Genomic DNA, 12969 nt, shown 5'->3' with positions numbered 1-12969 from the left:
TTGTTTCTCAGAATGCAACATAATTCTCCCGTATAATTGATTTTTTTTAAAATCAGAGCAAATCCAAAATATTTTAAAAGCTAGGCGCAAATCTGATAGATCAGCGGTCAGTTAGCTTTGCTCCGGTATCTTTTCTGCAAAGAAAAGTTAGGAAGCATGAGAACATTCTCTACAGCACGGTGTCAATGTTAAAAGTTTTGAAAAGGTCGCATAAAAACCACACCCGGTACGCCTGTGTTTACGGCTTGTGATTTCGTGGCGCTTCAATCAACTCGTCCTTGGTTTTGAGACTTGCGCACGCAATTGCAGCCCGGTCCAGCGGCACCACGGCCGATAGTTCCGGTTCGATGATTTTAATTGGCGCAGTGCACCATCAGGCCTTCGATTCAGCACCCAAAAGCTACGCCCCGTCCCAGACCGCTGAAATTGCCGCCAGTGCCGCCAGTGCCGCCGTCTCCGTGCGCAAGATCCGCGGCCCCATCGACAAGGCAATTGCCCCGCGCGCGATCGCCGCATCTTCCTCCTGCTGCGTAAAGCCTCCTTCAGGACCGATCATCAGGCTGATTGCCCGCGGCGGCGTGGCGCGCGACCAGTCGGCCAGCGACTGCGTTGCCCGTGGCGTCAGCAAGAGGCAATCCGCCATGTCCGCGCGTGCGATCCACTGGCCGACGTCGCACAGCTGGCCCAGCCTGGCCAGACGGTTGCGTCCGCTCTGTTCGGACGCCGACACGATGACTGCCTGCCAGTGCCCCTGTTTCTTTTCGGCCCGCTCGGCCGACAGGCGCACAACGCAGCGCTGCGCCGCCAGCGGCTGGATCGCCGCCACCCCCAGCTCGACCGCTTTTTCGATGATCCAGTCCATCTTGGCCGCTTCCGGCAGCGCCTGCGCCAGCGTGATTTCGTACGCCAGCTCGCACTCGCGCGGCACGAAAGCAATGACGCGCGCGGTCGCGCTCTTCTTGCCCAGCTCTGCCAGCTCGGCGGCATATTCGCCGCCATCGCCGTTGAATAGCGTCAGCGCGGCGCCCGCCAGCAGTCGTACTACCCAGGCGTGGTGGGCGACCTGGTCGGGCAGGGTGATGGTTTCGCCCACCGCCATTGGCTGGGGACAGTAAAAACGCGGCATGCTAGGGTCCTGTCGAAGTGCTAAAAATTGACCGCATTTTAAGTCGGCGCCTCTTGGTCTGGTAAAATAGTTGGCTCAGTTATTCCTGCCCCGCCCCGCATTTCCCATTTTTGCGACTCCACTAATTCGACCGATGAAACCTATGCAAACCACTACCCTGATGGCCAACGCAATCCGCGCACTGGCGATGGACGCTGTCCAGAAAGCCAACTCCGGCCACCCTGGCATGCCAATGGGCATGGCCGATATCGCGGTTGCGCTGTGGGATGGACATTATCGCCACAACCCGGCCAATCCGAAGTGGGCCAACCGCGACCGTTTCCTGCTGTCGAACGGGCACGGCTCGATGCTGCATTACGCGCTGCTGCACCTGACCGGCTATGCCCTGACGATCGACGACCTGAAAAGTTTTCGCCAGCTGCATTCGAAAACCCCGGGCCACCCGGAAGTCGACATCACCCCCGGCGTCGAGACCACCACCGGCCCGCTCGGCCAGGGTATCGCCAACGCGGTCGGCATGGCGCTCTCCGAATATCTGCTGGCGGCTGAATTTAACCGGCCCGGCCATGACGTGGTCGATCATTACACCTATGCATTTTTGGGCGACGGTTGCCTGATGGAAGGCATTTCGCACGAAGTGTGCTCGCTGGCCGGCACCTTGAAACTGAATAAACTGATCGCCCTGTACGACGACAACGGCATCTCGATCGACGGCAAGGTCGAGGGCTGGTTCACCGACGACACCCCGCAGCGCTTCGCGTCCTACGGCTGGAACGTGATCGCCGATGTCGATGGCCACAACGTCGCCGCGGTCGACGCCGCGCTGACCCAGGCGCGCACCTCCGACAAGCCGACCCTGATCTGCTGCAAGACCATCATCGGCAAGGGCGCGCCGAACCTCGAAGGCGGCGACAAGGTCCACGGCGCCGCACTGGGTGACACCGAAATTGCCGCCGCGCGAAAAAACCTGCTGTGGGATTCGATACCGTTCGACATCCCGGCCGCCGTCTACACCGCGTGGGACGCGAAGGAAAAAGGCGCTGCTCTCGAGGCCACGTGGAATACCGGCTTCGACGCTTACCGCGCTGCCTTCCCGCTTGAAGCGGCCGAACTGGAGCGGCGCATGCAGGGCGATTTGCCGGCCGGCTTCGAGCAAAACGTGGCGGCGGCGATTGCCGCTTGCGTCGACAAGAAAGAAAACATTGCCACCCGCAAGGCCAGCCAGAACGCAATCCAGGCGCTGGCGCCAACGCTGCCGGAATTCCTCGGCGGCTCGGCCGACCTGACCGGTTCCAACCTGACTAACTGGAAAGAAAGCATTGCTTTGCGTTCCGGTAAGCCGGGCAATCACATCAATTATGGCGTGCGCGAATTCGGCATGAGCGCCATCATGAACGGTATCGCCCTGCACGGCGGTTTTATTCCATTCGGCGCGACGTTCCTGACGTTCTCCGACTACAGCCGCAACGCGTTGCGCATGGCCGCGCTGATGAAGCTGCGTTCGATTTTTGTCTTCACCCACGATTCGATTGGTCTGGGCGAAGACGGCCCTACCCACCAGTCGATCGAACACGTTTCGTCGCTGCGCCTGATCCCGAACCTGGACAACTGGCGCCCGTGCGACACGGTCGAGTCGGCGGCGGCCTGGGGCTGCGCGGTGCGCCGCAAGGATGGCCCGTCGACCTTGATCTTCTCGCGCCAGAACCTGCCGTACCAGGCACGCACCGGGCAGCAGATCGCCGACATCGTTCGCGGCGGTTACGTGCTGCAAGACGAGGAAAATGCAAAAGTCATCCTGATCGCTACCGGTTCGGAAATCGAACTGGCGGTCAAGGCGGCAGCCGCCTTGAAAGAGCAGGGCGTGCCGGCGCGCGTGGTGTCGATGCCGTCGACCGACGTGTTCGACCGCCAGGATGCCGCCTACAAGGCCAGCGTCTTGACGCGCGGCACGCCGCGTGTTGCCATTGAGGCTGGTGTGACTGATTTCTGGTACAAATATGTCGGTCTCGAAGGCGCCGTCGTCGGTATCGACACGTTCGGCGAATCGGCCCCAGCGCCGGAGCTGTTCAATTATTTCGGCTTCACCGTCGAAAACGTGGTGGCCAAAGCGAAGCTGGTAATGGCGTAAATAAAGGTAAAAAGAGTGACACGGGCGGGTTGCGACGCGAGCCGAACCTGCCGGTGCCACATGAAAACAATTTTTTATTTCATCAGGAGCAGAGCATGACGATCAAAGTTGCAATCAACGGTTATGGCCGCATCGGCCGCAACGTGCTGCGCGCGTTCTACGAAGGCGGCAAGAAACATGACATCCAGATCGTTGCCATCAACGACTTGGGCGACGCCAAGTCGAACGCCCACCTGACCCGTTACGATACGGCGCACGGTAAATTTCCCGGCACCGTGACCGTCGAGGGCGACAACATGATCGTCAACGGCGATTCGATCCGTGTGTTCGCGCAGCGCAACCCGGCCGAGATTCCATGGGGCGAGCTGGGGGTCGACGTCGTGCTCGAGTGCACCGGCTTTTTCACCACCAAGGAAAAAGCCTCGGCCCACCTGAAGGGCGGCGCCAAAAAAGTCATCATCTCGGCGCCGGGCGGCAAGGATGTCGACGCCACCATCGTGTTCGGCGTCAACCAAGGTGTGCTGAAAGCGACCGACACGGTGATCTCGAACGCGTCGTGCACCACCAACTGCCTGGCGCCGATGGTCAAGCCGCTCAACGACGCGATTGGCCTGGAATCCGGCCTGATGACGACGATCCATGCCTACACCAACGACCAGGTGCTGTCGGACGTGATGCACGAAGACCTGCGGCGCGCCCGTTCGGCGACGATGAGCATGATCCCGACCAAGACCGGCGCCGCCGCCGCGGTCGGCCTGGTGTTGCCTGAGCTGAACGGCAAGCTGGACGGTTTTGCGATCCGCGTGCCGGTCATCAACGTCTCGCTGGTCGACCTGACTTTCATCGCCAAGCGCGACACCACGGTCGAGGAAATCAACCAGCTGATGGAAAAGGCGGCGTCGGAAGGCCCGCTTCAAGGCATCCTGACGTACCAGACCGAGCCGCTGGTATCGATCGACTTCAACCACAACCCGGCGTCGTCGAATTTCGATTCGACCTTGACGAAAGTGTCCGGCCGGCTGGTCAAGGTGTCGTCGTGGTACGACAACGAGTGGGGTTTCTCGAACCGCATGCTCGACACTACCGTGGCGCTGATGAACGCCAAGTAATCCCTCGCCGTCGGGGTCCGTCCCGCGCTGCCAGAACCCGAGCCTTGCCGCTCGGGTTTTTTTTCGCCAACACTCTTGCATGTAGGGGCTTGGTTTTGTTGAAATACAACATATTTACCTGAATCTACACCCCGATGCTGACAATACTTTACCCCAAGCCAATGTTTGTGCGAACCTCGTTTGTTGCACGTATGCGTAAGTACGTGACGCACAAAAAACCGGATCTGTCAGACCGGGAAAATTAAAACAGGGGAATAAATTTGAAACACCAGTTCACACTGAAGCGCAGCGTCATCGCCGTGGCCCTCACGCTCGCGTCCTCCCACGTGGTGATGGCGCAGGAAGCGGCCCAGGCGCCGATCCGCGTCATCGTCACCGGCTCGAACATCAAGCGTATCGACGGCGAAACCGCTTCCCCGGTCACCGTCCTGCGGCGCGAAGACATCAAGGCGACCGGCGCCAATACGGTCCGCCAGGTGCTCGATACCCTTACCTCATTCGACACCAACACCTTGCGCGATGACGGCAGTTCGACCAGCTTTGCGCGCGGCGCCTCGGGCGCTTCGATGCGCGGGCTGGGCAAGGGCGCCACCTTGGTGCTGGTCAATGGCCGGCGCGTATCGAACTATGCCTTCGCCGACGGCGGCAAAGACGTGTTCGTCAACCTCGACGCCATCCCGGCCGACGTGATCGACCGCGTCGAAATACTTAAAGACGGTGCTTCGGCAGTGTACGGCTCCGACGCGATGTCGGGCGTCATCAACATCATCACCCGCACCACCTTCAAGGGCTTGCGCCTGAGCGGCAGCGTCGAACGCCCCGAGAGCGTGCGCTTCGGCGGCCAGGATACGGTCGGCGTGGTCGGTGGCTTGGGCGACCTCGAACGCGACGGCTATAACGTGTACGCCAACCTGGAAGGCTACAAGCGCCGCGGTTACATGCAGTCCGAAATCATCGGTGCTTACGCGCCGTGGCACCGGAAATACGTCAACCCGGCATTCGGCGACCCGAGCCTGCTTTCGTTCCCGGGTAACCTGAACGAAGCGAGGAGCGCGACCAATCCGACGGCGATCCGCCAGGCAGTAGCAAGCTGCCCGGCGGCGCGCGTCAATAGCGGCGGCCTGTGCACCAGCGACCTGACCGGTCTTATCCAGTCGTCCGACGCCGCCGAACGGCTCAATTTCTTCAGCCAGGCCCGCTTCAAGCTCAACAACGAGCTGCGCGGTTTTGCCGAAGTGTCGTACTCGCGAACCCGTACCGACTACCGCTCCGTGCCTTACGCGACTGCCGCAGGCTCGCCGACCAACTGGTTCGATGGCAATACCAAGACGTCGCAATCGGCTGCCAGGCCAAAACTGGCAGTTGGCAACCCTGCCAATCCGTTCAGCTTCCCGGTCGGCATCGATTACCGTTTCATGGACAACCTCGACATGTGGGTCAGCCCATCGGTGGCGAACCAGTACCGCGCGATGGCCGGCCTGGACGGCGTGTTTGCGCGCGGCTGGGAATGGCAGGTAGCGCTCGGCCGCGTGGGCGGCGATGCGAAATCGCGCGATCACGGTCCGGAGCGCACCGCGATGCCGGCCGCCGTGCAGAGCGGCGAATACAAGCTCGGTGGTCCAAACAGCCCTGAGCTGCTGGCCCGCATGTTCCCGGCGATCGGCACCGACGCCAAATTGTCGCAGGACTGGATCGACGGCAAGGTCAGCGGCGACCTGACGGCGCTGCCGGGCGGCCCGCTGTCGTTCGCCGTCGGCGGCGAAGTGCGGCGTGAAAAGATGTTCGTCAAATCGACCGACAACGTGGTCCAGGCCCAGATCATCGGCCGCGGCTCGCTGTGGATCGATGGTCAGCGCAACTTGTCCGCCGCGTTCATGGAATTGAGAGCGCCGGTGACCAAGAAACTCGAAGTGGAGGGTGCCCTGCGCCTCGACAAGGCCGACGGCTTCAAGGCCCACGTCTCGCCAAAAGTGGGCGTGAAATATGTAGCTATGCCGCAGTTGCTGTTCCGCGGTACGTTCGCCGGGGGATTCCGCGCACCGAACATCCCGGAAACACTGGGTAAAGTAGGCCTGACCGGCTTTTTCAACAACACCCTCGACCCGAAGCGTTGCGATACCGCCACGGCGATCCGCGACATCCTGAAAAACGGCAACACCAACGACAAAAACGACGCAACGACGGCGTACAACTCGGGCTGCCTGACCTCGATTCCGGCAATGATTTCGTCCAGCACGACGCTGAAGCCGGAAACGTCGAAAAGCATGACCCTGGGCATCGTGCTGGAACCGATCAAACAGTTTAACGTTGCCGTCGACTACTTCAGGATCGAGCGCAATGACGAGATCGCTTACCGTGCTGTGTCTTACGTACTGGCGCGCGAAGACAAGCCCGAGTACGCTCCGCTGCTGGTGCGCAATCCGGTCAGCGATACGGACCGTCGCCTGGCCGAGCGTGCCAACACGCTCCAGCCTGGCGCCAACCAGGCCTTCAAGGTGGGTAACATCCAGTCGCTGTTGTTGAATTACGAGAATTTCGGCAAGACCGAAACCTCGGGCGTCGACATCGACGTGGCGACCCGCTTCAGCGGCCAATACGGCACGCTGAACCTGGGTGTGATGACCACCATCGCGCTGACCTATCGCAATTGGGATATCGATGCCAACGCCTACCGTCCGAACACCATCGGCCTGCGCGGCAGCCCGAAGTACACCTCGGTGTTCAGCGCGGTGTGGAAAAAAGGTGACTATGCAACCTCGTTGCGCGTGAACCGCAGTTCGGCGACCGCTTTGAACGTCGACGAAAACGACGAAAAAACCTGGAGCGTTGCTGGTTGCAAGGCCCGCATCAAGCCGACCGACGACCTGCCATGCTTCACGCGTGCTTCGGTGCGCGCCGACTTGAACCTGTCTTACACCGGGATCAAGAACATGCGCCTGTCGCTCAACATCCGTAACGCGCTGCTCAATTCGGCTCCGGTCGACCTGCGTGGTGGTTATGTGATTCGTCCGCGTACGCTCAAGGTCGCTGCCGAGTACGCGTTCTGAGCCAATCCTGACTGGCGCCTTTAAACGGGCACAAAAAACCGGCCATGCGCCGGTTTTTTTTCGTCCGCGTTTTGTTCCCCGCACTACGCTGAGTGTGCGCAAATAAAGCGCGCCGCTCGCCTGCTAACTTAAAGCACATGTGATTTCAATGAGGGACACAATGAACGTGCTGATGGTAGGGGCCGGCAACGCCGGGTGTGCGCTGGCGGCGGTGCTGGCGCGGGACGGCCACCGGGTCGTGCTGCTAAAAACCTCGCATGCGCTGCACGACGCCAATTTCGATGCGCTCACCGCGCGTTGCCGGATTGCCGTGGTCAGCAATCCGGACAACGGCGAGCGCACCATGGTGCAGCTGGCGCTGTGCACGCGCGACGTCGACGAGGCGTTTTCGATCGCGCCCGACCTCGTCATGGTCACCACCCAGACCGGCTGCCACCCGGCGGTAGCAAAGCTGATCGGCCCGCATCTGCAGCCGCACCAGCTGGTGCTGCTGGCGCCCGGCTATCTTGGCGCCAGCTGCTTTTTGCCCTACCAGGTGCGCGTGCCCTTCCTGCTGGCCGAGGGCGAGAGCCTGCCATACGACGCCCGCCTGCTGGCGCCCGGCGTCGTCAACATCCTGTACCGCAACACCCGCAATGCGCTGGCCTTCCTGCCGCGCGCGCGCAGCGCCGAAGGCCTCGCGCTGGCGGCAAAATTCTTCCCGACCTATGTTGCCACGCGCACCAACCTGGTCGAATCGGCCATGCACAATCCGAACCTGGTGGTGCATACGCTAGGCACGCTGCTGTCGGCCAGCCGGATCGAATTTTCGCAAGGCGAATTCTGGATGTACCGCGAAGCGTTCACGCCGTCGGTGCTCAAGCTGCTGGCCCAGCTCGATGGCGAAAAAAACGCCGTGATCGCCGCCACCGGCGGCAAGCCGTCGCCGTATCTCGACGAGTGCCGCTTCCGCAACGGCGACGACCTCGACGCGTCGCCGCTGGCGGTGTTTCGCCGCTACGCCGAAGAAGGCGGCCCGAAAGGCCCGTCCAGCCTGCAAAGCCGTTTCATCACCGAAGACGTGCCGATGGGACTCGGGCTGATGGCGTCGATCGGCCGCCTGATGGGGGTGCAAACGCCGGTGGCCGACGCCCTCATCGTCATCGCCGGCGGCCTGCTCGGGCGCGACTTCAACGCCGAGGCGCGCACCGTCGCTTCGCTCGGCCTGCCCCTGACGGCCGACGGTTTCATGCGTGCGGTCAACGGCGCTCATGGCGCGGAGACGGCCGGGCCATGAGCGCCGCGCTTGCTGACGCTCTGCCGCGCCCCGGCTGAACCGTGCCTGGACAACATGGATTACCACGACTGGCTGCTGCAACGTTACTACAGCTGTCGCCGCTGGGTGCCGGAGCGCTTGCTGTATCACGCCGACTACTTCCGCGTGCGCCGGCTGCTGGCGGCCGATTCGCCCAAGCTGGTCGCGGCGGCGGTGGCGCAGCGCCTGCGCCACGTGCTCGGCAGCGCGGTGGCGCACGTGCCGTTCTACCGGCGCAGCGTCAGGTTGTCAAACGCGCAGCTGGCCAACGAAGCGCCGCTCGACCTGCTGCAATGTTTTCCTCCGATCGACAAAGCGCAGGTGATGGCGTGCCAGGGCGATTTCCTCGACGAGCGCTTTGATCCGCGCCGGCTGCATTACGTCACCAGCGGCGGCTCGTCGGGGCAGGGCATCGGCATGTGGCGCAGCAAGCGGCTGGCCGACATCGAAAAAGCTTTTTTCGCCCATGAGTGGGCCCAGTTCGGCTTTTGCATGCACAGGTCGCGCACGCTGCGCATCGGCGCCGACGCGCGCTTGCCCGTCCACGAAGGGCCGGCGCGGGTAGTGGGCAACCGCCTGATGCTGTCGCCTTACCACCTGACGGCGCGGCACCGCGCCGCCATCGTCGACGCCATCGCCCGTTTCCGGCCGCTGTACGTGCATGCCTACCCCAGTTCAGCCGCCACGCTGGCCGAGCTGATCGAGCCGGACCGCCCGCGGCTGCGGCTTGGCGTGCGCGCCGTGCTGCTGGCGTCCGAGCCTGCCACGGACCAGCAGCTGGCGGCGATCGCCGGCCTGTTCGGCTGCCCAATATCGATCAACTACGGCCTGACCGAGCGCACGGGCCTGGCGTTCGCGACGCACTGGCGCGGCTCGACCGGCCCGTACCACTTCGAGCCGCTGTATGCGGTGCACGAAAACCTCGCCGCCACCGGCGCCAGGCAAAGCCATGGTGCCATTGACAGCCATGAAATCGTCGGGACCTCGCTGTGGAACGACCTGATGCCGCTGATCCGCTACCGCAGCGGCGACTTCGGCACGCTCGACGCAACCGGGTTTTGCCATGCGATCGATGGCCGCGCCCAGGAGTTCCTGCTGTCGCGCGACGGCAACCGCATCCCCGGCCTGTCGATCGTGATCGACGAAGCGACCTGGGATTTCGTGCGCCTGTACCAGGTGCGCCAGCGTACGCCGGGCGCGATCACCTTATGCGTGGTGGCGCGCGCCGGCCGCCTGAGCGCGGCGCAAAAACAGTTCGTGCTGGCCGCGCAGCTGCGGCGCTGGGGCGGCTGGTTCGACATCGGCATCGAGGAAGTCGACGACATTCCCTTGGCGGCCAACGGCAAGCGCCAGCTGGTGGTGACCGAGGTGGCGAGTGAGGTGGCGAATAAGGTGGCAAGTGATGGCAGCTGATGTCGCCGGGCCAATTGCGGCGCTAAAGGTCGAAGATCGCCTGCCACAGGCGCACCACGTTGGCGGCGTGATGCGCCACCAGTGCCGGTTCCACGCGCGCATTGTCCTGGCCCTGCAGGCGCACCTGGTGCTGCAATTTACGCATCGCGCGGTAGGCGTCGCCGACCGCGGCGGCCAGCGTGGCGTCGACCAGTCCCAGTTCGCCGCATATCCTGAGCAGCGCGATGTTGCCGCGGTTGGCGGTCAGTTGCGGGTAGCCGCAGGCGTGGCGCAGCACCAGGTACTGCACCATGAATTCGATGTCGATCATGCCGCCGGCCGCCTGCTTGAGGTCGAACCGGCCGTCGCGCTGCGGGTAGGCGTCGTGCATTTTGGCGCGCATCTTCAGCACTTCGGCCTTGAGCGGATTGTCGGGGCTGCTCCTGTCCTTGCCCATCACCTGCTCGCGGATCGTCTCGAAGCGCGCGCCGATGGCGGCGTCGCCGGCGCAAAACCGCGCCCGCGTCAGCGCCTGGTGCTCCCACACCCAGGCCGCCGTGTCCTGGTAGCGTTCGAACGCGGCCACCGACGACACCAGCATGCCGGAGGGGCCGTCCGGGCGCAGCGCGGTGTCGACGTCGAACAAGATGCCGGCCGAGGTGTGCGCCGTCATCCAGGTGATGAAGCGCTGCGCCAGCTTGGCGTAGTTGCCGGGCGCGTCCTGGTCGTCGTCGTCGAACAAGAAGATCACGTCGAGGTCCGAGATGTAACCCAGTTCCTTGCCGCCCAGCTTGCCGTAGGCGATCACCGCGAACCGCGGCAGCGGCCGGTGGCGCGTGGCGATGGTCTGCCAGGCCGCGTTGATGGTGGCGGCGACGATCAGGTCGGCCAGCGCCGACAGGTAGTCGGCCAGCCGCTCGACCGTCAGTTCGCCCGCCAGGTCCTGGGCCAGCAGCCCGAACAGCTGGGCGTGGTGGGTTTCGCGCAGGATATCCATCTGGCGCTCGGTGTCGCCAGCGGCGCCGTCCAACTGTTGCTGCAGCTCGAGCGCAAGCGCGCCGCAGTCGGGCGCGCCGCCGCGCTGGCGGTCGTCGAGCAGTTCGTCGAGCAGGATCGGATGTTTGGCCAGGAAAGTGGCGGCCCAGCCGCTGGCGTTCATCATGCGGATCACCCGCTCGAGCGTGTGCGGATATTCGGTCAGCAGCGACAGGTAGGCCGAGCGGCGCGCGATCGCCTCGAAAAAATCGAGCAGGCGCGCCAGGGTGGCGCTGTGGCTGCCGATGCCGGCCTCCTTGATGACCCGGGCGATCCGCGGCAGCGCCGCGTTCAGCAGCGCCAGCAGCCGCGTGCGGCTGGCCTCGGGCAACTGCACCAGACGCGGCGATTGCCAGGTGGCCATCACGCGCTGGGCGGCGCCGGCGGCATTGTCGAAGCCGAGTCCGGCCAGGCGCGCCTCGATCGAGGCGCGGTTATCAAGGTCGGCGTCCAGACCGCTCGAGTGCGGGTTGACGCTGTTGTCGTCGCCATCGCTGCCCTGGTCTGTCTTGTCGCTGAAAATGGCGTCGAACTGGCCGGCGACGAAGCGCCGGTGCGCCTCGAGCGCGGCCAGCAGCGCTTGCGCGTCGGGCAAATTCATCATGTGCGCGATCACTTCGCGGTCGGCGTCATTGGCCGGCAGGGTGTGGATCTGGGCGTCGTCGAGGTATTGCAGGCGGTGCTCGAGGTTGCGCAAAAACGTATACGAATCGAGCAGTTGCGCCACTGTGTCCGGCTGCAACAGTGTCTTGTCGGCCAGTACGCCCAGGGTCAGCCGGGTCGAGCGCTCGCGCAGTGCGCTGTCGCGGCCACCCCGGATCAGCTGGAACACTTGCGCCAGAAATTCGATCTCGCGGATGCCGCCGCGGCCAAGCTTGACGTTGTTGCTGCGGTCCGGATGCAGCCGTTCCTGGCGGTCGACCTCGGCGCGGATCTGGCCGTGCATGGTGCGGATGGCGTCGATCACGCCGAAGTCGAGGTAGCGGCGGAACACGAACGGGCGCACGATAGCGTCGAGCGCGGCGATGTCAGCGCCCGTGCCGGTCACCGCGCGTGCCTTGACCCAGGCATAGCGTTCCCATTCGCGGCCCTGCACGATCAGGTAGTTCTCGACCATGTTCAGGCTCGCTACGAGCGGGCCGGAAGCGCCGTTCGGGCGCAGCGCCATGTCGACGCGAAACACGAAGCCGTCCTCGATCACTTCCGACAGCGCGGCGATCAGCTTCTTGCCGAGGCGGCCGAAAAACTCGTGGTTCGACAGCGCGCGCTGGTCCGGGCGCGCCGCGGTATCGCCGTCTTCCGGATAGACGAAGATCAGGTCGATGTCGGACGACACGTTCAGCTCGCCACCGCCTTGCTTGCCCATCGCCAGCACTATCATATTCTGCGGCAATCCCGATTCGGCGCCGATCGGCATGCCGTGCTGCGCCACCATCTCGTCCATCAGCGCGCCAAGCTGGGTGCGGATGGCAAAGTCGGCCAGCGCCGTCATCGCGGTGACCACTTCGGCCAGGTCAGCCTGGCCGCCCAGGTCGCGCTCGATGATCGCAGCCACCAGCAGGTTGCGCAGGCGGCGCATGGCGCGCGGAAGTGGCAACAACCTCGTATTCGGACCCGCGCTGGCGCCCTCGCCAGCTTCGTGCGCCAGTTCGGCTTTCAAATCGAGCTTGTCGAGCGGCAACCGGGACAGTGTCTCGATCCGGCCGGCGCGGGCCGGATCGGCTGCCAGCCAGCGTTGGTAGAAGCGCGACGACATGGCGGGGGAAACTGGGTGCATGGGAATGGTCCGGCAGAGTGAAAGTGGGCTTGAGGCAGCGTGCTATGCGGTAGAATTGGGC

7 protein-coding genes are annotated in these 12969 nt (G+C 63.6%); 5 read left to right on the top strand and 2 right to left on the bottom strand.

The genetic code is table 11. The features are described from left to right. Positions 1-400: 400 nt before the first annotated feature. Entirely contained in the window at positions 401-1126 is a 726-nt protein-coding gene (locus CR103_RS02095) for a 16S rRNA (uracil(1498)-N(3))-methyltransferase (RefSeq protein WP_099914363.1), read from the bottom strand. Between the two features lie 142 nt (positions 1127-1268). Between CR103_RS02095 and tkt the strand changes: the two genes are divergently transcribed. The 5 genes from tkt (at position 1269) to CR103_RS02070 (ending at position 10117) form a co-directional block, all read left to right on the top strand. After that, positions 1269-3254 (top strand): transketolase, encoded by a 1986-nt coding sequence (gene tkt / locus CR103_RS02090; RefSeq protein ID WP_229442628.1) that lies wholly within the window; start codon positions 1269-1271, stop codon positions 3252-3254. 95 nt (positions 3255-3349) lie between these two features. Next, positions 3350-4363 carry a type I glyceraldehyde-3-phosphate dehydrogenase gene (gene gap, locus CR103_RS02085; protein WP_099914362.1) on the top strand — a complete coding sequence of 338 codons (1014 nt, stop codon included), beginning with the start codon at positions 3350-3352 and terminating at the stop codon, positions 4361-4363. Positions 4364-4623: 260 nt separating this feature from the next. Continuing rightward, positions 4624-7410 (top strand): TonB-dependent receptor plug domain-containing protein, encoded by a 2787-nt coding sequence (locus tag CR103_RS02080; RefSeq protein ID WP_099914361.1) that lies wholly within the window; start codon positions 4624-4626, stop codon positions 7408-7410. 160 nt (positions 7411-7570) lie between these two features. Continuing rightward, complete coding sequence (locus CR103_RS02075) at positions 7571-8686, top strand: NAD/NADP-dependent octopine/nopaline dehydrogenase family protein (protein WP_180279249.1); 1116 nt, start codon at positions 7571-7573, stop codon at positions 8684-8686. A 54-nt stretch (positions 8687-8740) separates the two neighbouring features. Continuing rightward, positions 8741-10117 (top strand): phenylacetate--CoA ligase family protein, encoded by a 1377-nt coding sequence (locus CR103_RS02070; RefSeq protein WP_143752496.1) that lies wholly within the window; start codon positions 8741-8743, stop codon positions 10115-10117. A gap of 22 nt (positions 10118-10139) precedes the next feature. Here CR103_RS02070 and glnE read toward each other — a convergent pair whose 3' ends face one another. Then, positions 10140-12908, bottom strand: a complete 2769-nt coding sequence (gene glnE, locus CR103_RS02065; RefSeq protein WP_099914358.1) for a bifunctional [glutamate--ammonia ligase]-adenylyl-L-tyrosine phosphorylase/[glutamate--ammonia-ligase] adenylyltransferase — start codon at positions 12906-12908, stop codon at positions 10140-10142. Between the last annotated feature and the right edge of the window lie 61 nt (positions 12909-12969).

The sequence above is a fragment of the Massilia psychrophila genome (assembly GCF_002760665.1).
Classification (GTDB): Bacteria; Pseudomonadota; Gammaproteobacteria; order Burkholderiales; family Burkholderiaceae_D; genus JAFCUW01.
Note: the sequence above shows the minus strand (reverse complement) of the source record. Positions and strands in the feature narration are given on the sequence as shown.

Coding starts and splice junctions, on each gene's coding strand:
- CR103_RS02095 (WP_099914363.1), bottom strand. CDS start 1,126: ATGCCGCGTTTTTACTGTCCCCAGCCAATGGCGGTGGGCGAAACCATC.
- tkt (WP_229442628.1), top strand. CDS start 1,269: ATGCAAACCACTACCCTGATGGCCAACGCAATCCGCGCACTGGCGATG.
- gap (WP_099914362.1), top strand. CDS start 3,350: ATGACGATCAAAGTTGCAATCAACGGTTATGGCCGCATCGGCCGCAAC.
- CR103_RS02075 (WP_180279249.1), top strand. CDS start 7,571: ATGAACGTGCTGATGGTAGGGGCCGGCAACGCCGGGTGTGCGCTGGCG.
- CR103_RS02070 (WP_143752496.1), top strand. CDS start 8,741: ATGGATTACCACGACTGGCTGCTGCAACGTTACTACAGCTGTCGCCGC.
- glnE (WP_099914358.1), bottom strand. CDS start 12,908: ATGCACCCAGTTTCCCCCGCCATGTCGTCGCGCTTCTACCAACGCTGG.